At 39.5% G+C, this 23278-nt stretch carries 18 protein-coding genes; 6 read left to right on the top strand and 12 right to left on the bottom strand.

The window, feature by feature from the left end:
• Positions 1 to 37 precede the first annotated feature (37 nt).
• A complete protein-coding gene (locus tag ACSC9N_RS06355; protein ID WP_094148172.1) occupies positions 38 to 946 on the top strand; it encodes a LysR family transcriptional regulator in 909 nt (302 codons plus the stop codon).
• 303 nt (positions 947 to 1249) lie between these two features.
• Here the strand turns inward: ACSC9N_RS06355 and map are convergent, their stop codons facing one another.
• Positions 1250 to 2044, bottom strand: a complete 795-nt coding sequence (map, locus tag ACSC9N_RS06350; protein ID WP_094148171.1) for a type I methionyl aminopeptidase — start codon at positions 2042 to 2044, stop codon at positions 1250 to 1252.
• 350 nt (positions 2045 to 2394) lie between these two features.
• Between map and brnQ the strand changes: the two genes are divergently transcribed.
• The gene (brnQ, locus tag ACSC9N_RS06345; protein WP_058951725.1) at positions 2395 to 3681 is read left to right on the top strand and encodes a branched-chain amino acid transport system II carrier protein; all 1287 of its coding nucleotides are present in this window, start codon (positions 2395 to 2397) and stop codon (positions 3679 to 3681) included.
• 491 nt (positions 3682 to 4172) lie between these two features.
• Entirely contained in the window at positions 4173 to 4409 is a 237-nt protein-coding gene (locus tag ACSC9N_RS06340; protein ID WP_004696541.1) for a hypothetical protein, read from the top strand.
• A gap of 68 nt (positions 4410 to 4477) precedes the next feature.
• Here ACSC9N_RS06340 and ACSC9N_RS06335 read toward each other — a convergent pair whose 3' ends face one another.
• Positions 4478 to 4936 (bottom strand): hypothetical protein, encoded by a 459-nt coding sequence (locus tag ACSC9N_RS06335; protein ID WP_439036122.1) that lies wholly within the window; start codon positions 4934 to 4936, stop codon positions 4478 to 4480.
• Positions 4937 to 5059: 123 nt separating this feature from the next.
• On the opposite strand from ACSC9N_RS06335, the gene ACSC9N_RS06330 reads away from it, so the two are divergent.
• The 3 genes from ACSC9N_RS06330 to ACSC9N_RS06320 all read left to right on the top strand — a co-directional run bounded on the left by ACSC9N_RS06330 (position 5060) and on the right by ACSC9N_RS06320 (position 8201).
• Positions 5060 to 5917: an alpha/beta hydrolase family protein gene (locus ACSC9N_RS06330; protein WP_010326999.1), complete on the top strand. Its 858-nt coding sequence runs from the start codon at positions 5060 to 5062 to the stop codon at positions 5915 to 5917.
• A 217-nt stretch (positions 5918 to 6134) separates the two neighbouring features.
• Positions 6135 to 7499, top strand: a complete 1365-nt coding sequence (locus ACSC9N_RS06325; RefSeq protein WP_010327000.1) for an amino acid permease — start codon at positions 6135 to 6137, stop codon at positions 7497 to 7499.
• Between the two features lie 216 nt (positions 7500 to 7715).
• Positions 7716 to 8201, top strand: coding sequence for an Lrp/AsnC family transcriptional regulator (locus tag ACSC9N_RS06320; RefSeq protein WP_004696532.1), 486 nt, complete (start codon positions 7716 to 7718; stop codon positions 8199 to 8201).
• A gap of 232 nt (positions 8202 to 8433) precedes the next feature.
• Here ACSC9N_RS06320 and gltS read toward each other — a convergent pair whose 3' ends face one another.
• The 10 genes from gltS to ACSC9N_RS06270 form a co-directional block, all read right to left on the bottom strand.
• Positions 8434 to 9657: a sodium/glutamate symporter gene (gene gltS, locus ACSC9N_RS06315; protein ID WP_094148170.1), complete on the bottom strand. Its 1224-nt coding sequence runs from the start codon at positions 9655 to 9657 to the stop codon at positions 8434 to 8436.
• A gap of 201 nt (positions 9658 to 9858) precedes the next feature.
• Positions 9859 to 12081 (bottom strand): TonB-dependent siderophore receptor, encoded by a 2223-nt coding sequence (locus tag ACSC9N_RS06310; RefSeq protein ID WP_094148169.1) that lies wholly within the window; start codon positions 12079 to 12081, stop codon positions 9859 to 9861.
• Between the two features lie 416 nt (positions 12082 to 12497).
• Positions 12498 to 12713 carry a hypothetical protein gene (locus tag ACSC9N_RS06305; protein ID WP_094148168.1) on the bottom strand — a complete coding sequence of 72 codons (216 nt, stop codon included), beginning with the start codon at positions 12711 to 12713 and terminating at the stop codon, positions 12498 to 12500.
• A 195-nt stretch (positions 12714 to 12908) separates the two neighbouring features.
• Positions 12909 to 13895, bottom strand: coding sequence for a PD-(D/E)XK nuclease family protein (locus tag ACSC9N_RS06300; protein ID WP_094148167.1), 987 nt, complete (start codon positions 13893 to 13895; stop codon positions 12909 to 12911).
• A gap of 73 nt (positions 13896 to 13968) precedes the next feature.
• Positions 13969 to 16608, bottom strand: a complete 2640-nt coding sequence (locus ACSC9N_RS06295) for a bifunctional aconitate hydratase 2/2-methylisocitrate dehydratase (RefSeq protein WP_094148166.1) — start codon at positions 16606 to 16608, stop codon at positions 13969 to 13971.
• A gap of 294 nt (positions 16609 to 16902) precedes the next feature.
• Positions 16903 to 17172 (bottom strand): hypothetical protein, encoded by a 270-nt coding sequence (locus ACSC9N_RS06290; protein ID WP_004696516.1) that lies wholly within the window; start codon positions 17170 to 17172, stop codon positions 16903 to 16905.
• 121 nt (positions 17173 to 17293) lie between these two features.
• Positions 17294 to 17653, bottom strand: a complete 360-nt coding sequence (locus ACSC9N_RS06285) for a hypothetical protein (RefSeq protein WP_094148165.1) — start codon at positions 17651 to 17653, stop codon at positions 17294 to 17296.
• Between the two features lie 108 nt (positions 17654 to 17761).
• A complete protein-coding gene (locus tag ACSC9N_RS06280; RefSeq protein WP_094148164.1) occupies positions 17762 to 18196 on the bottom strand; it encodes an I78 family peptidase inhibitor in 435 nt (144 codons plus the stop codon).
• 145 nt (positions 18197 to 18341) lie between these two features.
• A complete protein-coding gene (locus ACSC9N_RS06275) occupies positions 18342 to 18545 on the bottom strand; it encodes a hypothetical protein (RefSeq protein ID WP_094148163.1) in 204 nt (67 codons plus the stop codon).
• Positions 18546 to 18753: 208 nt separating this feature from the next.
• Positions 18754 to 23271 carry a translocation/assembly module TamB domain-containing protein gene (locus tag ACSC9N_RS06270; protein ID WP_094148162.1) on the bottom strand — a complete coding sequence of 1506 codons (4518 nt, stop codon included), beginning with the start codon at positions 23269 to 23271 and terminating at the stop codon, positions 18754 to 18756.
• Positions 23272 to 23278: the final 7 nt, after the last annotated feature.

Here is a 23278-nt window from a genome sequence, read left to right as displayed (position 1 = left end):
TTAATTAAGCCTATCGTTGCACAAATGGACATGGTGAATGTTAAGCGATTTAGATGATTTTTATTGTTTTGCTCAAGTGGTTGAACATGGTGGTTTTAGCGCAGCCGAACGCGCAACAGATATTCCTAAATCCAAGCTCAGTCGACGCGTGTATAACCTCGAAGAACGATTGGGTGTACGCCTAATTCAACGCAGCTCTCGACACTTCGCAGTGACCGATATTGGCATGAACATTTACCGTCATGCGCAAGTGATGATGAATGCTGCACAAGCCGCACACGACTTGGTCGATCATCTCAGTTTACAACCGCGTGGTGTCATTAAACTCAGCTTGCCTGTATCGATTGCACAAAACGAAATTGCACGTATTTTACCTAACTTCTTAAAAACCTATCCCGAAATTAAAGTGCAAATGATGGTGACCAATCGCCGTGTGGATATTATTAACGAAGGTTTTGATATCGCGCTGCGGGTTCGCTCCAATCTAGACGATGATCCAAGTTTGGTAATTCGTAAATTTGAAAATATCGAGCAGCATTTATTTGCCAGCCAAGCTTACTTAAATGAATTTGGCGAACTGAAACAACCTGAAGATTTAAGCCAACATCATATACTGAGTATGGTTGATGAGCATTTAGATCAACATATCATCGTGCATAATGATGCACAGCAACAAAAGAAAATACGCGTCAATCCTGTAGTGATGGGCTCTGATTTGAGCATGTTGGCTCAACTGGTCCGTAAAAACTGCGGCATTGCCTTACTTCCAGACAGCATCGTACAAGATATGGTGAAAAGTGGTGAGCTGGTTCGTGTCCTACCCGACTGGAAAGCACCACACGGTATTTTTCATGCTGTGTATCCTTCACGTCGTGGTTTACTGCCTGCTGTCCGTGTGTTTATTGACTATTTAATTGAACACCTTAGCTCAAATAAATCACTTTAAACCCTACTCATGCTCAATGACATTGAGCCAATCCATGAGGCAAAAAAAAAGAGCTTAACCGAGGTGGATAAGCTCATAAACTTTCAAAATAAGAAACTACAGCGAGTATCTTGGAAACAATTTTAGTGACAAAATAAAGTCTAGGCCAATAGCTTACATGTATAAGTTTTAATCATATAATATCAAAAACCCGATAAATAAATGGTTTCAAAAATATCAGTTATTGATTTTAAGACTTAATTTAGTTTTTAAGCCACAAAACTAGACCAAAGTCTAAAATTTAATCACCTACAAAACATCAACTTAAATTTCTGGATAACTGCCCGTACCTTCAGGCCAAGGTGATAGTAACTCAAAACCTGTTTCAGTCACGAGTACCATATGCTCCCATTGCGCAGTTAAAGACTTATCTGCAGTCACGACTGTCCAACCATCCTTAAGTTCTTTGACATGCGCTTTGCCCATATTAATCATCGGTTCAATCGTGAACACCATGCCCGCTTTAAGCTGCATCCCCTTACCTGGTTGACCATAGTGCAATACGCTTGGCTGTTCGTGATAAACCTTGCCAATACCATGACCACAATACTCGCGTACCACACTATAACCTTCACGGTGCGCAACTGTTTGAATGGCATAACCAATATCACCAAGCGTTGCACCTTGCTTCACAGCATGAATACCTGCAACCATCGCCTCATAAGTCGTATCGACTAGCTTTTTGGCTTCTGGTTTCACTGTACCCACGTAATACATACGACTGGTATCACCAAAGTAGCCATCTTTAATAATCGCCACATCAATATTAATAATATCGCCATCTTTGAGTACAACATTCGGCGATGGAATACCGTGACAGACCACTTCATTTGGAGAAATACAGGTGGTTTTGGTATAGCCATGATAACCAATATTGGCAGGCGTCACTTTTAAGGTATTTACAATGAAGTCATGACAAATATCATCCAGATATTCAGTCGTAACACCCGGCCTTACATGTTCACCAATCATCGCTAAAACTTCGGCAGCCAAACGACCAGATATACGAAGTTTTTCTACATCTTGTTCAGTTTTTATGCTCACATTTAAGCCACGCATTGAAATATCCTCAATTATGAAGTCGCAAGTATAGACCTTTTCTCAATATTTTTGTTCAAACTTAAATCTTAGGGTAGCCTCCAACAACCGGCCTTTAAAAAATTTGTGTAATTTTAAAGCATTTGCACTACAACTTTTAATTTAGGAAAAATAGCGCCTCAAGCTTTTAATATTTATAATTTTTCTATTTTAAAATGGATAATCAATCACATATATCAACCTATTTTTTACAAGTTGATATATTCACTTTTCATCTTATAAAAAAATTTAATACTACCCATGAAATAAATTAGCCAAAAAAACACTTATGCACTAAAATCGTCCCCTTTGTTCAACTCGATCTCCCTTTTATGACAAGTCTGCGTACTCGGGATATTGTTGCTTTGGGTTTTATGACTTTCGCACTCTTCATTGGTGCGGGCAACATTATCTTTCCACCGATTGTGGCTCAACAAGCGGGTGAGCATGTATGGCTAGCAGCTTTTGGTTTCTTAATCACTGCTGTGGGCTTACCTGTAATCACCATTATTGCGCTGTCACGTGTCGAAGGTTCGATTCAAATTTTAAGTTCACCTTTGGGTAAAATAGCCAGCCTGATTTTAACCATTACGTGTTACCTAACTGTCGGGCCACTCTTTGCGACACCACGTACTGCAACCGTTTCTTATGAAATTGGTTTTTCATCTTATCTTGGAACATCAAGCAGTAGCTTGCTGATCTACAGTGCAATCTACTTTAGTGTAGTCACCCTCATTTCACTGTATCCAAACAAGATTTTAGACACGGTTGGTTATGTACTCTCGCCACTGAAGATTTTATCTTTAGCCATCCTTGGCATTGCGGCGATGATGATTCCAACGGGTTTCGTTCCGCCAGCCATCAATAATTATGTCGACAGCCCTGTTTCTGAAGGTTTTGTAAATGGTTATTTAACCATGGACACTTTAGGCGCTTTGGTTTTTGGTATTGTGATTATTCAAGCCATTCGTTCACGCGGTGTCAGCAACCCTAAACTGATCACGCGTTATGCGGTTATTGCGAGTATCATTTCTGGTATTGGTTTAACTGTAGTTTATCTCAGCTTATTTAAACTTGGCCTTGGAAGCCATGAAGTCGCAGCAAATGCGAGCAATGGTGCAGTGATCCTGCATGCATATGTTCAACATGCATTTGGTGACTTAGGTTCTATTTTCCTTTCTGCCATGATTTTTATTGCGTGTATGGTCACTGCGATTGGCCTGACCTGTGCTTGTGCTGAATATTTCAGTTCGATCACTAAAATTGGCTATAAAGTTTGGGTTTTCATTCTGATTGGTTTCTCTTTCATTATTTCAAACTTAGGTTTAACCAAACTCATCGCCTTTTCAGTGCCTGTTTTAAGTGCAATTTATCCACCTGCAATTGTGGTGATTATGCTGAGCTTTGGCTGGAAATTCTTTAATCATCCTCGACGAGTGATTGCACCTGTTACCGCAGTGTCTTTGGTCTTTGGTATTCTAGACGGTTTAAAAGTTGCAAACTTTGAACTACCTTATGCACTGACTCACTTACCTCTTGCAGAACAAAACCTTGCATGGCTTATTCCATCATTAGTGGTTTTTGCAATTGCCGTTGTAATCGACAAAGTGAAAAAGTAAGCAAAAACTGATGTTGTTAAAGTCTGGTTTTACCCAAACCTGATTTTAAGCATGATCAATATTTGTCACATTTTATCCAAATGGACACATATTGTTTCATTTCTTTATACATCAGTTTTGTACATACTGACACATTTCATATACACCGCTAAAGTCGTATATCAACACCTTCATATCTCTTATAAATTTAATATTAGAAAATAAAAAATTCTTTAAAGCCTGTCCTAGCAAGCCATTCATGGCATCAATATTGCTTTATACAATCTATGTATAAGCTTACATGCATCATTCATTTGTCACCTTATACGGTAACGAAATACTATTTATTCACTAAAAAAATGCTACACACATATTTTCTGATTGGTATAGCATAATTTCTCTGAAAATAGTTGTTTTTGCTCTTGATCAACGCAAGTTTTAGCAGTACAACATTAAGAACTAATCCGACTAAACACATTGGTTTTTAGTCAAAAACTCAAGGAGGGATGGAGATGTTATCATTACATTTCAACAAGCAAGTCTTCATTAACGCTCTGAAGGCAAACAAGAATATGGTGACGTATTTAAGTACCACCATTGCCCTAATGGTCATTATGATCATGCATGGCTTAATTCAAGGTAACCTTAAAGCTGAATATTTTGCTTACGCTATCGTCGTATCATTTGCCTTTTATTTATGGGCAGTCGTCGATCAAAAATTCCGAAAGGCCACACAGTCAATTGACTAGCAAACAGGTGGATGATTAGTCATCCACCTTTGTAAAAGTATAAAAATTAAAAAAACTATAAGAACAACTTAAAATAAACCTAAAAACATTCCCCACAACAAGCCTAACGTCGCCACAATTTCCCCCACAACCAATGCCATCATTGCCATTAGCATAATTGATTTGGGTAAAGTCCATTTGCCTAAAACATGCGGACTACGGAACTGGTTATTGGTGTCTTGCAATAACCCATGCACAATATAGCTCAGTATAGAGAAGCTAAAAAAGAATAAATTGATTCCCACAAACAGTATGTTCACAGGCTCTGTCCAGACTGAAATTGCGGCCATTAACGCAATAATTAAACTTGCAAGTGCATATAACAAACTGCTGCGGTGGGCGATATCAACATAATAGTGCGCGCGAAACTGCGGTGAATGGCGTATTTGTGCATATTTCCATACCCCTGTCAGCATCCCAACAAATAGAAAAATCCCACTAAATAAAAGTGCAAATTTTACCGACATATCTAATTCAACAAACTGCATGTGTTTTCCTTTTTTATTTTCACCCTATTCTATACAGATCTACTTGACTTCAAAGTCATAGATTAGACCAGTTTCTTTTTGGAACTTAGATAGAGTAGAAAAAAATTCAATGCTTAACCGATTATGCAAAATTACGAAACTTTAGCTATTACCTGCTCTGACCATTATTCACTCAGTGGACGCTTTTATGCAGCCCAAGGTACACAACAAGCCCTACCTGTTTTAATCTGCCCTGCCACAGGTATTACCCAGCAGTTTTACCACCATTTTGCATCATGGCTTACAGAACAAGGCTATGCCGTTTTGGTTTTTGACTTTCGCGGCATTGGTGAGTCTTTGCATGAACCACTGAAAAAGTCGAAAGCCAGCATCGTGCAATGGGGGCAATTGGATATCCCAGCGGCGATGGAGGTATTATTGAATAAGACCCAAGCGAAACAAGTGATTTTGCTAGGTCATAGTGCAGGCGGGCAACTTTTAGGCATTAACCCAAACTATGAAAAAGTCGCAAAAGTCGTTGCTGTTGCAGGATCAACAGGCCACGTAAAAGATTTGAAAGGTCGTACCAAACTCTTGGCTCCTGTGATGTTTAAACTGATCTTTCCTATTGCACGTTATACCTTAGGTTATGGGCCGACCAATGCCATTGGCATGGGCGAAAACCTACCCAAAGATGTGGCGCGTGATTGGGCACAGTTTTGCAGCAAACCAGGTTATGTAATTAATGCCTTAGGCAAAACAGTACAAGATGACTTCCACCGTGATATTCGCTGTCCAATCACAGCCATTTGGGCCTCGGATGATGAAATTGCCACGCAAGTGAATGTCAAAAGCTTACTCAGCCTTTACCCAAATGCACAAACAGATCAAATTGAACTCAAACCACAGGCTTATGGCCACAAAGCCATTGGTCATATGGCGATGTTTAAGCGTTCCCATCAAAACATATGGCCTGAAATTGCAGCACAGCTTTCATCTTAAGGCGGCACATATCAAGCCAAGCCTATCCGCCAGTTTAAGCAGCACTTGCTTGACTGGCTTTATTTTCACCGCAAAATTGCAGCTTTCAGATAAAAACCAACGCTATTGATAAATTTAATTTCATTAATCGATAAATAAATATTATATTTCCACCACGAATTTTTATTAAGTCATAGTTCATGTGATGTCTATCGCATGTGCTAGAGATGGATGAATCATGTCTGCACAACAGCAACCCCAGCTTAAGCATGGGCTGAGCAACCGTCATATTCAGCTGATTGCTTTAGGCGGCTCTATTGGTACAGGCCTATTTTTAGGCATTTCGCAAACCATTAAACTGGCTGGCCCTTCCGTTATTTTAGGCTACGCACTGGCGGGCTTAATTGCATTTTTCATGATGCGCCAGTTGGGTGAAATGGTGGTTGAAGAACCCGTGAGTGGCTCTTTTAGTTATTTTGCCTATAAGTTTTGGAGCCCTTTTGCCGGCTTTATGTCGGGTTGGAACTATTGGGTGCTCAATGTCTTGGTCTGCATGGCGGAACTAAGTGCCATAGGCCTCTATGTCCAGTATTGGTGGCCTGAAATTCCCACATGGATTTCAGCACTTGGTTTCTTTGTACTGATCAATGCCATCAATCTGTTACATGTCAAAGTCTTTGGTGAAACAGAATTTTTATTCTCCATGATTAAAATTCTCGCGATCATTGGCATGATTGGATATGGCGCTTGGTTACTGGCAAGTGGTCATGGTGGTGCACATGCCTCTATTTCCAACCTCTGGGCTCTAGGCGGTTTCTTTCCCAACGGGATTTCTGGCCTAATCATGGCGATGGCCATCATTATGTTTTCCTTTGGCGGGATTGAACTCGTTGGTATTGCTGCTGCGGAAACCAAAAATCCGACTACAACTATTCCTAAAGCAGTCAATCAAATTGTCTATCGTGTGTTGCTGTTTTACGTGCTTACGATCATCGTTCTGCTCTCATTGTTTCCATGGAATCAAATCGCAGAAGGCGGTAGTCCTTTTGTTTTGATTTTTGACTCCTTAGGTAGTCAAGGCGTTGCAACTGTGCTGAATTTTGTGGTCTTAACCGCAGCTATATCGGTGTATAACGGTACCAGCTATGGCACGAGTCGTATGCTGCTAGGTCTGGCAGAACAAGGCAATGCCCCACAGTTTTTAAAGAAAATTAACCAGCGTGGCATTCCTTATGCAGCCATTTTATGCTCTGCATTGGTGACCCTACTGTGTGTCGTCTTGAATTATATCTTTCCAGAAAAAGCCTTTAAACTACTGATGAGTCTTGTGGTTTCAGCCATTGTAATTAACTGGATGATGTTGGCATTGACCCACTTAAAATTCAAGCAACGTATGCTGGCATTGAAAAAATCAACCTTGTTTCCAACTTTGATTTACCCCATCAGCAACTATATCTGTATTGTATTTATGCTTGGTATTTTAGTGGTGATGTGGCTCACACCTGATATGCGAATTGCAGTGATGCTGATTCCACTTTGGATTGGCTGCTTAACCCTAACTTACTGGTTTAAACAAAGATCAAAAACACAAAAAGTACAATAAATAAGTCAGCAAACAGCGCCGTTAAAAGGCACCCTTCCCTTTAAGGGCGCTGTTTGCAAATCAAAGCCAATCTCCCAAATGACTTTGATTGAATCACTTTATTGTAGTCATGACCGATGCAGAGTGTTTCTCTTTTATTTGCTTATTTTGAGTATTTATTGAGAAATATTTTCACATAAAATAGTTTATAAAGAAAATTATACGCAGGAATACGTTATGAATGACGCTCACTACGTTTTAGATAAAATTGACCGTCGTATTTTGTCTGAACTTCGCCAAGATGGCCGTCTGACCGTTACCCAGTTGGCGGAGAAAGTTGGGCTGTCCTCTTCTCCTTGCTGGACACGTGTAAAACGCCTAGAAAATCTCAACATCATTGAAGGCTATACAGCAAAGATTAATTCAAAAGCCATTGGTATTAATGAGCTGTTTTTTATTGAAATTACGCTTGAACGCCATGATGATGAAATCTTAGAACAATTTAGTGAAGCACTGGCTTACATGCCTGAAGTGGTTGAAGCACATTTAGTGACTGGCGATTACGACTACTTACTCAAAGTTGCAGTGAAAAATGCGGAACACTATGAACGCTTTTTACGTAAGAACTTATACTCAATGAAAGGTGTACGACATACACGCTCCATTTTTGCCTTACGCCCTTTGAAGCTCGAAAATAAATCAGACCTCATTATGATTGAGTGATTGCTGCAAATATTGTGTAAATGTGGTTTAATACACTCAGTATGAGATGAGCCTCTTACAGTATGTGCCTTAGATGTGCATACGACTAGCCCCTAACCATGGGGCTTTTTAATGTCTATACGTTTTAGAATACTGATATTTTAAATAGTACACATTATTCAAATACAAAATGGTAGCCAATAAAAAAGCACCCCAAGGTGCTTTTTTATTAACGATATCATCTCTAAAAATATTAACCCAAAATACCAATTGAGAGCTGAATCACAAAAGCATTCACAATATCGACAAAGAATGCGCCCGTCAGCGGAATGATCAAAAAGGCTTTATGGGATGGTCCATAGGTATTGGTTACCGCTTGAATATTGGCAATTGCTGTCGGTGTCGCACCTAAATTGACACCACATTGACCTGCACACAGTACTGCAGCATCATAGTTCTTGCCCATTACACGGAAAGTTACAAAGTACAAATAAAGTGCTAAAAATATAGTTTGAACAATCAGGATAATCACCAGTGGACCAGCCAAATCTGCCAACAACCAAAGCTGTAAGGACATCAACGCCATGGCTAAAAACAGTGCCAGTGAAGCATTGCCAAATACATCGATGCAGCGGTCAAAGACCTGAACTTTCAAACCATGCTCTAAAATATTACGTAAAACCACACCACACATTAGCGCCCAAACAAAACTTGGTAGCTCAAACCACTGCCCTTTAGCTACCCCTGTCATGAAGTATGCAAAGCTGATGCAAATGGCAAACATCCCCATGGTTTTGACCGCATCATCTGCCGTAATTAGACGTGTTTTTTCAGGAAATTCAAATGGAGCCGTTTGTGCTGAAGGTGGCGCTTCATTACGCCCTGTTGCTGCTGGAATTTCTTCAGCCAACTGGTAGCGACGTATCAGAAATTTAGCGATAGGTCCACCTATTACCCCACCAATGATTAAACCAAATGTTGCACTTGCCATACCCAGCACAATCGCACCATGCACACCATGTTCTTGTTCAAATATCGTGCCCCATGCACCTGCTGTCCCATGACCACCTGTGAGTGTGACCGAGCCTGTAATTAAACCAATCAGCGGGTCTAGACCTAAAACTTTGGCAAGACTAATACCAACCACATTTTGCAACAGGACAAATACAATAACGCAGACTAAAAATATAAGCAGCGACTTCCCACCTTCTTTGAGCTTAACTAAGCTTGCACTTAACCCCACAGAGGTGAAGAACATCAGCATAAAAATTTGCTGAATATTGGTATCAAAGTTGACAGTTATGTTTGAACCTTTAAATAAGATATAAGTGATAACAGCTGCAACCAACCCACCCGCAACAGGTTCGGGAATGTTATATTTTTTTAAAATACTGACTTTATTCACAAATACATAACCGACCAATAGCACAGCAACTGCTGCAACAATTGTCATAAATGCATCGAATTGATAGTTCATGAGATATCCAATGATGCTTATTGCATTAATTCTAAAACAGATAAGTCAGTGATGAACAGGCTAAAGTTTCTCAATGTACAATTTCTATGCTTTAGATTACATGATGTTTTAAAACTGAGCTCAGTATTATAGGAATTCATCATCGTAAAATAAAAAGACCCCATTGGGTCTTTTTATTTTTATAGCAGCGTTACTTTAAAATTAGAATTTATAATTAAAGCTAAGTGTTGCATTACGCGGAGCACCCCACGCCATTGCACTCGTACCAATGCCTTCATAATATTTTTTGTCGAAGATATTATTCACGTTAACTTGCGTACTAAAGTTTTTATCAAACTTATAACCGAGCATTGCATTGGCAAGATATAAATCACCGCGGTCGATACGAGTTGCACCAGTACCTGTATAAATTTTGCTTAGGTAATTTACACCTGCACCTGCATACCATGCTTCATTTTTATATTTTACAAATAGATCTGCTGTGTTCCGTGAACTGGTCGTGTTGTAATCATTTCCTTCGGCATCTTCAGCATCAAAATTAGCCACACCAAAGCTCACACCCCAGTTATCATTGATTTCACCATCAACATTCAACTCAACCCCTTTACTCACAACACCATCAGTACCGTAATAAGCATTTTCAGCTAAGCCATCTACTTTAATATTTTCACCTTTTTCATTAAGTAAAAGCGCCGCAGCATTATCTTGTTCAATACGGAATATTGCCAATCCAGCATTCAAACGGCCATCAAACAGCTCGCCTTTAAAACCTGTCTCGTAACTTTTACCTTCAATCGGGTCTAAATAATCACCTGATTGTTCTTTTCTGCTCTGCGGTTTAAAAATACTGGTATAGCTTGCATACCATGAATAGTCTTTAGCAAAGTCAAAAATAATACCTGCATATGGCGTTAACTCATTTTCAAATTTACGATTACCTGCACCATTTTCGGACTCATATTCCCAACTCGATACGCGTAAGCCAGCAACTGCTTTTAATGGGTCTAGAATATGGAATTTCCCTGAGATATAACCCGAAGTTTGCGTGGTTTCATTCAGCGGATTGGTCTTATCCATTTCCAAGGAACCAACCAAATGGGTATTCATGTTATTAAAATCAATAACATCCTGTCCTAATAAATCAATATTATTCTGTTTAGTTAGCGCTGGATTATTTGAAACAAAGGTTTGACCATAGGTATTCTTTTTCAGCTCGGCTTTATTCCACGAACCACCAATGACAATTTCCTGATTCCTTCCTGCAACGGTAAAAGGTGCAGAAATATACACATCAACATTGTTTTCATCATTTTGTTTATGATCTTTATAAACTGATGCATTTTCAATACCGATGGTATTGGTTGCTTTATCAACTTGTCCTGAAGTGTAGAAAATAAAGCTATCAGTATCATCACGACGATAAGAATAAGCTACATTCAAATCAACATTCTTAAATAGATTTTGCTTCAAACTTGCAAAGAATGCAGCAGAGGTGACATCCCAATATGTCCAATCAGAACTCACCGTGAGAGAACGATCAAAATTGGTACGTGTGCCATCGGTGTAAAATGCTGGTAACCCGCCCCAACGTACACCATCCCGATTTAATTCTTGATAGGTCGCCCCAAACGATAATGCGGTTTTATCACTTAAGTCGTAGTCGATTGCACCATAAGCCACATTACGTTCTTTCTCATAAAAATCCATGTACGAATGTTCATCAGAATGTTTTACAAAAACGCGCCCACGAAGTGAACCATCACTGTTTAAAGGTGCTGACAAATCTGCCGAGCTTGAATAACTATCCCATGAGCCAACAGAAGCATCTACCTTACCTGTAAATTCTTTGGCATTGGCATGCTTACGAATCATGTTTAAGCCCATGGCTGGGTTACCTGCACCTGTCATTAACCCGTTCGCGCCTTTTACCACTTCGACACGGTCATAAATACTGAGGTCAGGGTCCCCCGCACCCAAAGTTAACGTACTTGGTAAACCATCTACTAAGTAATAATCAATTTGGAAACCACGCGCAAATGCACTTTGACGCTCATCAGTACGAACTGTAGAAACACCAGTAATGTTATTGAGTAAATCTTGAAAAGATTCGATATTACGGTCATCTAAATATTCACGGGTATAGACTTTGACTGTTTGTGGGGTTTCACGTAGGGATAAATTTAACTTGGTTGCGGTATTTGTGCTGCTGGTCGTATAGCTACCTGTATTTTCTGTGACGGCTGTTTTATCTTGGGCTGTAAGGGTAATGGTCGCCAACTGTGCATTTGGCTGAGACGTTGTATTTGACTCCTCCTCTTCCACGGTGTTTGCGTGTGTTATAGACAGCATGGCAGTTGAAGACAGGAAAATGATTTGCATCGCCAAATAGAGTGGCTTTTGTGTAGACAGAGGACGTTTAAACATATCAGGACATTCACAGCTAATGAGAAAAAATAAGACAATGAATTGATAATTTTAAAGTGCGCACCTACCTACTATGCTTAAGTAAAACAAGCACCTTTGTAGCATCACAAGTACTAAGATTCGTAAAATCCTTTTCGAACATCTCAGTGGTTTGAGTCATTACATATCAATCCATTTCGAAAAATTATAAACAAAAAATAACGCAAGTGATACTAATTATCATTAGCAAATACATCTTTAATTTAGATTTAAGATATTTGTATTGCCGATATACGTTCCTTTTCACAGAAAAACTGAGTGAAAAACAAACAATCGCTATTTATAATGCTCTAATTTTTTATAATTATAAATATGACAACAAAAAAATAGACCAAGTGTATTTTGGTCTATTTTTAACTCATGGTCTTATCGACGACTTACTCGATGTCATAGACCCAATTTTTGGCTTGTTGGTCTGTTGTCGTTTCACACACGTAGTAGTCTTGATCCCACGAGTCTTGATGGAAAATTTCCATTTTTCGATAGGTCACTTGTTTACCATTTTCCACACAGATAAAGCTATCGCCTTGGTCTTTGACTTGTGTCCCATTGAGGAAACCACCTATACAGAGAAATCGGGATTGTTTAGCCATTTGTGTACTTCAACTTTTTAAATCATTTAACAATTCGTGGATTAAACGATTTATTAGATGGACTGTAAAGTGGAACAAACAATATCTATAAAAAGAAATATCAATCTATCAAAGTGAATATTCAACTGAAAGATTGAAGTCATAAGCAATACACAAATGACCTCATGTTGTAATATCAAGAGATGCCTATTTCATTTAATCAACAAACTGTGCAGGACTTAAAGAATTAGTTTCAATAAATTGAGTGTACCTCTTCAGTTTCTCAAGAGTACTTTCGATATCTATTAATTCTGAACTTTCATCTCTAATAAGATACTTAGTTGTTAAAATCGTCATTGTTTCACCTTTACCAAATCGGGTTGGTTTTTCAAAACTTAAACCATCCTCCTTAGCTTTAGCTAAATAATGCTTGTAACAAATATTTCTAAATTTTTTGTCATTTTCTTCTTTGTTACTATTAATTTTTAACACTAGATCTTCTTCTTGAATTTGCAAATACTGTGTACAAAATTCATTTTTTTGAAATGCCCACCAATACCCCATGAACCCACCATTTTGATTAGGAACATATCCCCAATTACCTCGATTCAACTCTTTTTGCAAATACTTGAAAAATCCGATCCAATTTTTATGATTCCATTTCTCTTTATGAACAAATGCGTTAACTTCATTTTCAATTGAATTTATATAGTCTTTAAAATCATTAAAAATATCACTGAGCACATTCTCATAAATATTTAAAACTGAAATTAATTTATCTCTAGAAAAAATCTTAAACCCATCGTCTATTTCTTTTTTATAATTAGATTGATCGTGTGTTTTAAAAAATATAGCTAAAACATTTTCCTCACCTACCTCTGAGGCAATAATATTTCGATATCTAGTTAGCTGATCTCCATGTGATTGGGTTCCAGTTTTATCTTCAATAATAATAGAAAAATTGTTTATTTTAAGTAAGATATCAATATTTTTGTATTGTTTGGAAAGACTGAACTGTTCAATTTTTTCAGGTATTTTTTTATTTTCCAATTTAAAAAATTCTGATATTAAACTCAAAGCACAATTTTTTAAAGCTTGATTTACATTCTCATATTTAGGATTTGCATGATCTAATAGCCAAAAAATAAAAGCATCTTGCGATAATTCTTTTGTAGCATATTTAAAAATATTTGGTTTATCCATTTTATAATCCAAAAAATAAGGGCTGATAAATCAGCCCTTATTTTTAACTCATTTAAACTTAATTATCAATCAATTAAGTCAATTGAGCAGCAGCAATTTTCTTGGTATCAACATTCGCAGCAGCGTCAGTATAGTCGCCCATTTTGTCGAAGCTTAAGTATTGGTAGATGTCAGCAGACATGCTATCAATTTGAGCTGCATACTGTTGATATTCTTCTGGAGTTGGTAATTTACCAAGTACAGCAGCAACAGAAGCAAGTTCAGCAGAAGCTAAGTAAACGTTCGCACCTTGACCTAAACGGTTCGGGAAGTTACGAGTAGAAGTCGATACACAAGTAGTGTTCGGAGCTACACGTGCTTGGTTACCCATACATAATGAACAACCTGGCATTTCAGTACGTGCGCCAGCTTTACCATAAGTATTGTAGAAACCTTCTTCCATCAATTGACGTTCGTCCATACGCGTAGGTGGAGCAATCCACAAACGAGTTGAAAGTACGCCACCAGGAACTTTCTCAAGCAACTTACCAGTTGCGCGGAAGTGACCGATGTTTGTCATACATGAACCAACGAATACTTCGTCAATTTTCACGCCTTGAACATCAGAAAGCAATTTCGCATCATCTGGGTCATTCGGGCAGCAAAGAACTGGTTCAGTAATTGTCGCAAGGTCAATTTCATACACTTTCGTGTATTCAGCATCAGCATCAGCTTTAAGAAGTGATGGGTTCGCTAACCATTTTTCCATGTTCTCAACACGACGAGCCATAGTACGCGCATCGCCATAACCTTCAGAAATCATCCACTTCAACATTGTGATGTTTGATTTGAGGTATTCAGCAACTTTCTCTTCAGAAAGCGTAATAGAACAACCCGCAGCAGAACGTTCAGCAGATGCATCAGAAAGTTCGAATGCTTGCTCAACAGTAAGGTCTGTTTCCATTTCTGTTAAGTCGATCTCAAGGATACGACCAGAGAAGATGTTTTTCTTACCTTTCTTCTCTACAGTTAAGTCACCTTGCTGAATCGCAACGTAAGGAATTGCATGTACAAGGTCACGTAGTGTGATACCAGGTTGCATTTTACCTTTGAACTTAACAAGTACAGATTCAGGCATGTCTAATGGCATAACACCAGTCGCAGCAGCGAAGGCTACAAGACCAGAACCTGCTGGGAATGAAATACCAATTGGGAAACGCGTATGTGAGTCACCACCAGTACCAACTGTATCTGGAAGAAGCATACGGTTTAACCAAGAGTGAATAATACCGTCACCTGGACGTAAAGACACACCGCCACGGTTCATGATGAAATCAGGAAGCGAGTGTTGCATTTGAACGTCAACTGGTTTTGGATACGCAGCTGTGTGACAGAAAGATTGCATAACAAGGTCAGCAGAGAAACCTAGGCAAGCCAAGTCTTTCAATTCGTCACGCGTCATTGGACCAGTGGTATCTTGCGAACCAACAGTCGTCATTTTAGGTTCACAGTAAGTACCTGGAAGTACGCCTTGACCTTCAGGAAGACCACATGCGCGACCAACCATTTTCTGTGCTTGAGTAAAACCTTTGCCAGTAGCAGCAGGTTGAACTGGAGCACGGAATAAAGTCGATGGAGCAAGACCAAGAGCTTCACGCGCTTTAGTCGTCAAACCACGACCAACGATTAAGTTGATACGACCACCCGCACGTACTTCGTCTAGAAGCACTGGAGTTTTAAGTTCAGCTTCAGCAATGACTGCGCCGTCTTTAGTTGCAGTAACTTTTGCAGCAGCATGATCAATGTTAAGAACGATTTCATCGCCCATGTTCATGTTTGCAACATCAATCTCGATTGGCAACGCGCCAGCATCTTCCATTGTGTTGAAGAAAATCGGAGCAATTTTAGAACCTAAGCAGTAACCACCGTCTTTTTTGTTCGGGATGTGAGCAATTTCGTCACCGAAGAACCAAAGTACAGAGTTAGTTGCTGATTTACGGCTTGAACCTGTACCAACAACGTCACCTACGTAAGCAACTTGGTTGCCTTTCGCGATTAAGTCTTTGATTTGGTTTAATGGACCAACTTCACCAGGAACTTCTGGGTTGATACCGTCACGTACGTTTTTCAACATTGCATTTGCGTGCAATGGAATGTCTGGACGGCTCCATGCGTCTTGTGCAGGTGACAAGTCATCAGTGTTGGTTTCGCCAGTTACTTTGAAAACAGTCAGTTTGATTTCAGTTGGAACATCTTTACGGCTAGTGAACCATTCAGCATCAGCCCAAGATTGCATAACCGCTTGTGCATTCGCGTTACCCGCTTTTGCTTTATCTGCAACGTCATGGAACGCATCAAATACAAGAAGCGTTTTCTTCAATGCTTCAGCCGCTAATTCAGCAAGTGCAGCATCATCAAGAAGAGCAACTAAAGGAGCAACGTTATAACCACCAAGCATAGTGCCTAGTAAGTAAACCGCACGTTCTTTAGAAACTAATGGTGAAGTCGCCTCGCCTTTAGCCAAAGCAGCTAAGAATGCAGCTTTAACATATGCAGCTTGGTCAACACCCGCTGGAACACGGTTTTCTAGTAAATCAACTAAAAATGCTTCTTCGCCAGCTGGTGGGTTTTTTAATAATTCAACTAATGCAGCTGTTTGAGCATCGTCAAGTGGCTTCGGTGGGACTCCGAGTGCGGCACGTTCTGCAACGTGTTGGCGGTAAGCTTCTAGCACGGTGTTATTCCTCTTTTTTAAAAAATTATTTACGTATTCCTGCTTTAAATAAAGCTACGTAAATAATATGGACTGCTTAATTTTACTAAAATTCCAGTTAAAAGTTAATGCGCTACAAGTGTTTCTTCGTGATGCCCATTATTTTCTAACTAAATGATGTTCATATCGATTGGACATAAAAACAGCAATATAGTCAGATCGTTTGGAATTGTTTCACATTAACTTTGAACTGCCATTTAAAAACAAAAAAGGCAACCTATGTTGCCTCTTTTTACGCAATATCAATATTCAACCTTAGTGTACTGTTGTGGCTTGAATATATTGTTTGAAACTTTCACGACAGCCTTCAAATTTCATCTGAATTTCATCCTCATGCAAATTTTGATGTGCAGAGCTTGCAAAAGAAATTTGTACTGAAATTCGTGTAGGTTCATGGTCAAGTGCGTGTTTGAAGTATACATGGTCACCCAAGCTAAGGACATAATGACCACCGCCAATTACGGCCACACCATTTTCATCTTCCAAGAGTAAATCAGCGTGATTTAAATAGCCAACAACTTCCATTTTCTGCTCCTCTCATTTTTTATTCTATGTTCATTATTCTTTATTTTTATATGCTTTGCTATATATATGATTTAGAGTTTTGTCACAAAAAGTTCCATCCAAAAAATAAAAAAACCGTTCCTTAGAACGGTTTGTAATCTGGCATTTCGGTATGCGGTGTTGCAATACATTTTTCAGTATATTTCACACGAATTTTTTCACGCGCACCTTCAATATCGGATTTAATTTCAGCCTCAGGTAAAGCATAAACATCTTCAATAATTTCTAACGCAAATGCCTTGGTCATTTCGTCTTCAACTTTATTGGCATGCTCAATCGCTTTCTCTTTTTCAATGGCATTTTGGCGGTCTAACATAATTGAACGTGCCGCATTACCAATACTTTTACAATAGCCATGCCATTGCTCTTCTGGTGTTAGCGGTTTTTTTTCAGCACAACCCACCAGTGCAATCACAGCAGCCAAAGCGAATAACTTTTTCATTACAACTCTCCTATTCGCCCTATCATAATCAAACTTTTTCAAATGAAGAACCATTACCCACTTTAAATAGAATAAAAGCCCAAATTCGGGCTTTTATTCTTAGAAAAATTAACCGCAGCTTGCTTGAACCACTTTATTGGTTTTCGGATCGACTGTTACTGTCACACGGTCTTCGCGATAATCCATAGTCACAGGCTGCCCTGGTTGTACTAAGCGGACCATCTTCGCACTGGTTTTTTGCTTAATCTGTGCTTCAGTTAAATTTGACTGACCAATCAAGGATGTTGCTTGCTCAGCAACACATTTGCTTTGACTAGCACGGAAAAGTGCCCATTCTTCAATGATTTGACCATTCGGTAAATGGCAATAGCCTACTTCACCATTGGCCTCTTTTCGAATCTCTAATTTACCACCCTGTTCAACACAGTACGTACTGGCAGGATTAGCCATCCCCAAAGTTGGCTTTTCAGTTTCATTCTTTTGCACAGTACTACAACCCGAAATAGCAGCAACCATTAATCCAAGCATTAAGATTTTTTTCATAAAAAATATTTCTTTAAATAAAAGATCAACATAGCAAATATATTTTTAAAAAACTGTGCGAGTTTTGCAAAATTTAAGATTGCATAAAAAAGCCCATCACTTGACGGGCTTTTTTATATTGAAAAGCTGTATTTTTACGTCATTTTTAATTGACTGAGTGAATATCAAGCTCTTCATTTTTCGCTAAAACTACAGATGCTAAAATTGGAGTACCTAAAATAAACGGCATGGCAAAGATCCAAAAGACCACGGTATAGTGCGGATCAAAGAAGAACCGAATAGCAAGCGCCACTAAAATTAAAACTGAAAATAAAATCGCTGCAAAGCGTATTACAAAATTGATCGGCATAAGGATCATCACTCTAAATTTAGCAAGTCCATTTACTATACACCTACTTTCATTATGGTTTAATTGATTTTAAGTATCTAGTGTCTGTTATTCATAGGTTTTCTTCATCTATCAAATAAAGAGTTTTATCAAATGGCAGATTAAGCTTTTTTTAACCCCTAAAAATAAAGCCTACATGATGGAGGCTTTATTTAGCAGGAGGCTGGCTTTAGAACTTCCAGTTATAAAAGACGTCGATGGCACGCTCTAATGACTGACTCGCCTCTAAGTACATACGTTTGTTCATTTGATAACGCAGAGTCAGTTTATTGACTGGTGTAAAGACACCCACACCATAACGAATATATAAGTCAGGTGTAATATACCCCGTCAGACTGACTTGTGTGTCATCCCCTGTACCTTGCGCATCCAACGCCAAACCACTTAAGCCAAAAGTACGTCCAATTTGGTTCGTAAAAGCGCGTGTACCGCCTAAACCTAAACTGATCCCTGCGGCAGCAATGGTGTTGTTGACATCTGACTTAAAGCCTTCCGTTTGACTTAAACCCGTTGTACCTTCGTTAATACGACCTGTAATTAATGCATTCAAAGCCTCTTGCTCAGAAAGCCCTGCATCGTTATAGACTTGAATATTGGGTGATGTTGCTGTACCCGTTACACGGAAACCCACCGTACTGCCTTGTACATTTTTATTTGCATCAACATCCAGTGTTGGGTTGCTCAACACACCGTTAAAACGTGCAATGGCACGGTTTAAATCCAAACTCTGTCCATAAGCTTCAATTTTAACTTTCTGACTTACCCCAATTGCACCATTGGCACGCATTGCGGTTTCAGCACCACGCTGCGATAGATATAAACGCCCTAACAATGGAATACGGCTATTAAACCCTTGGAAGAAAACTTGATTACCTAATCCGACCATCACATCGGCACGAATATCCCAAGGTTTTGCGCTATTTAAAATCGCTAATTGGTTTTGACCTTCTCTGACCACGCGTACATCAGATGATACATTCACCACAGGTACAGATGCTTCAGGCATCGAAATCAAGGCACGAGGAACTTGAATTTCACCGTTTAAGGTCAACTTCTTACTCAATGGTAAAACATCCAGTGTGATTTTTGGTGTCACTAGCGCGGTAATTAATGGTGCTTGGCGAATCAGTAAATTTTCTCCATTCAACTGAAGCTGAATGCGTGGATCATTTTTCCAATCTACTACCCCTGTAAGTGTGCCTACACCACGACCACTGTTAAAAGCACCATTAATGGTGGCTTGGTCTTGGCGTATAGCGGAATACAACTGAATATTGGTCAAATTGACTGGCAGTGAGATCATACTAATTGAACCGTCTTTCAGACGAACATCGCCTGTAAGTAGTGGTGCTTTTAGCGTTCCATTAATTTTACCTGCATATGAAAGTGTTCCGCCCATCGAACGTACATCAGCAATGAACGGTTTAAAGACTTTGAGTTGCACCTGATCAAATGCAATTTCACCACGCATAGGCATGTTGTCTCGATACGGATCAATAACGACATTGGCATAGCCCACGCCAATTTCAGGCGTTTTGACATCCAAACGAATTTGTAACCCTTCTGCGATGCTTTTGGCAACCAAAGCCACTTGTTCGTATTTTAAGGTTGAACCCATGTCTTGTGGGTCATCAGCCGCCAAGCCAATCACACCATTTCGAGTAACTAAACGTGCATCAATTTTCGGTTTAGACCCTTGTGCCCAAACCGCTTTAGCATGACCATTTAACTTACCTGTAATTGCTAACCCTTCAGGCATAAAGGCAGCAAAGTCGTTTAGGTCGAGGTTTTGAGTCAAGAATGAAATATTGCCACGTGTTTTACTGACTCGAATCGGCTGGTCAAAACACAACTGACTTTGTTGACTCATCCAACAATGCGCACCAATCAACAAATCTGCTTTGGCACTGTTATAGACCACGGCTGCACTTTGGCGCTGTACCAACCGTGCACGCAAAGAGTCAAAATCACCTTTTTGGATCTGGCCTAACCAATCATTTTGCGCATTAAAACCACCTGCCAATTGCACATAAAATTTCGACTTTTCGTTTTGTGCAGAAACTTTTAATAAATGGGCTTTACGAATACCTGCCAGTGAAATTTCACCTTGTTGAATTTCACGATTACCACTTCTTAAGCTTTCCATTTTTGCAGTCAATAATGACGGCGTTGTTTCCGATGTCGGCAATTGCCCGACAATGCGTAATTTACGCATATCAATCAGATCTTTAAAGCCAAAATTATCCACTGCTAAGTTTGCGGTAGCCCTTAAACGCGGTTGAGATTGGATATTTAAATAGCCGTAAGCACGGCCACGTAAGCCCGCATAAATTTCATACAGTGCAGGCGCATTAATATTCAGTCTTAGGTTTTGTGCATTACCCGTTGCTTGCACTTGGTTTTTGGCATAAGCCAACAGTAGGTTATTCGCTTCAAACTGTTGCGGTAAAAAGCCCTTTTCACTGGAGTTGAGCACCAAAGCTAAATTACCTGTACCACGGACTGGCTTATTGTTCAGTGTACCCGCTAGGTTTAAGCTTTCAATGTTAATGCGTTTTAAAGCATCCGACCATGTGCCTTTGGTTTTCACTACACCAGACAATTCGCCTTTAACACTAGATGCAAAATATTGTGGTTTAAAACGAATGAATGCTGCATTCACATCCCAAGTGATACCGTGAATAAAATGTACCAAACCACTGGCATTAATTTGACCTGCCACACCATTGTGTTTCAGCTCAGTTACTTTAATAAACTCAGGCGTTCCTGAAAGTTTTAGGTTTAACGCACCCTGACTGGCTTCAAACTGGCTGGCTTTTAAAGCGCCATCGTAGTTCACTGCATAGCCTTTGAAAGCACCACCAGCTTTTTCATCATTAAACAGGAGTGCCGCGGTTGACTGACCAGTTAAGTGAACCGTTTCATTATTGCCCACCAGTTTTCCAGTCAGATCAATGCCCTGTAGCTGAATGATTTGCTGATTCGGTTTGGCATAGCCACTTGCTTGGAGCTTTCCATTCAATAGATTAACTGGTGAAGCTTCGGCAACCATTTGCGGGTTAAAATCTTTCGCATTTAAAGCGGCTTTCCACTTCAGTTGACGTTTCTCATCTGGCAGCTCAACCACAGCATTACCACTTAAGCTTCCCTTACCTGCTACATAACTAAAACTCGGCACATTTAAATTATTATTTTTAAAATTTAACTGTGCGAGGTAATTACCCGCAGGTAAAGTTGCGTTTTCGTGTTTACTCACAACAGTAGCAACATGAATATCTTGCTGACCTTCAACCAACGCCAGTTTTACATCCCCTGAAGCACTACTTAACCAACCGATATAAGGCATGGCGCGGTCAATATTTTTCCAAGAGACATCCATCAACATTGGCTGGACTTTGTTATTTTTCTCTGGGTTTTGGTCTAGTGCGAGATGCCATGCTTCATAACGATCAAAGTCTAAATTTGCGGTTAAGTATAAGCCTTTTTCAAGCGTGCCTTTAGATGCAATTTTTGCATCCAAACTTGGCGGTAGAAAGTCAGAAACCACTTGTGGCAGTACATCATCTTTAGGATTGATTTTATCTAAACGACCTTGTACATCCCATGTGACATGATCTTCCCAACTCACCACACCACCCAGATTGACCGAACCTTTCATTAACTGAGCATTTAGGTTATCAATATCAAGTTGATGAACCAAATCGGTATGCATCAAAGCAGTATATTGACCTTTTGGAATATCTTTACCACTCAGATCTGTATTTAAGTCAATATTTAAACGTTCGATATCACCTGAAAATTTAGCAACGCCTTTTTCAGCATAGAGTTTGTAATCGGTCAGGAGTGGTAAGTTGTAATGATTAAATTTAAGCTGACCTTGCATCGGTACATGCTTACGTACAGGGTGCAAAATGGCCCAACCTGTCAACAGGTCAGGCGTCCGCGTTGCAAAACCCGCTTGGATGGTGTCCAGTGTTCCTGTTGCATGTACAGCAATATCATGCACATTTAAACTATCACGCAGTGCCGGTAGGTTGGCTATAGCAGTCGCCTCAAGTGGATATTTCCCTGAGAATTTCATTTTCCCAGTTGCATTACGAACTGCTAAATAGCCCATGTCCATACGAGAGTCTTCAAACTCAAGTTCTGTCCCCGACCAGAGGGCATTATTTAAATGCACATCATAAAAATCTACTTGGGCATCGGATGCGGTACGGATATTTAAATGATCAACATCTGCTGTATCTAAACGTAAAACAAAGGGTAATTTAATTTCGCTGAACTTAAAGGGTTCATCACTCGGTTCACCTTTGGTAATGATGCGCAAATTGCGCACATCAGCTTCACGTAGATGAATCTCTTTATCTAAGATGGCGCGCCAGCCTAAAACCACATCGGCACGGTCAATTTTGACATCAACAGGTTTTAAGGTGACCACCACATTTTTAAGGATAATGCCTTTCCACAGATTACCGCCTTCATATTCATATTGGATAATCTGCTGGCGTTGTAAAACTTGGTCAAGTAAGAACTTACTGCCTTTATCGGTAGAAAACATGACTGCAAGCGATATCACCAACAAGATGAGCGTCAACAACAGCGTCAAAAGGACACTTCTAAAAATACGTCGCTGTTTGGCAAGCGGCGTAGGTGGTGTTGGTTCTTGCTGCTGTTCTACTTCAGCCATAGTCTTC

It is taken from the genome of Acinetobacter sp. PC34 (assembly GCF_051789135.1).
GTDB lineage: Bacteria > Pseudomonadota > Gammaproteobacteria > Pseudomonadales > Moraxellaceae > Acinetobacter > Acinetobacter johnsonii.
This window is presented reverse-complemented; position numbering and strand designations above follow the sequence as displayed.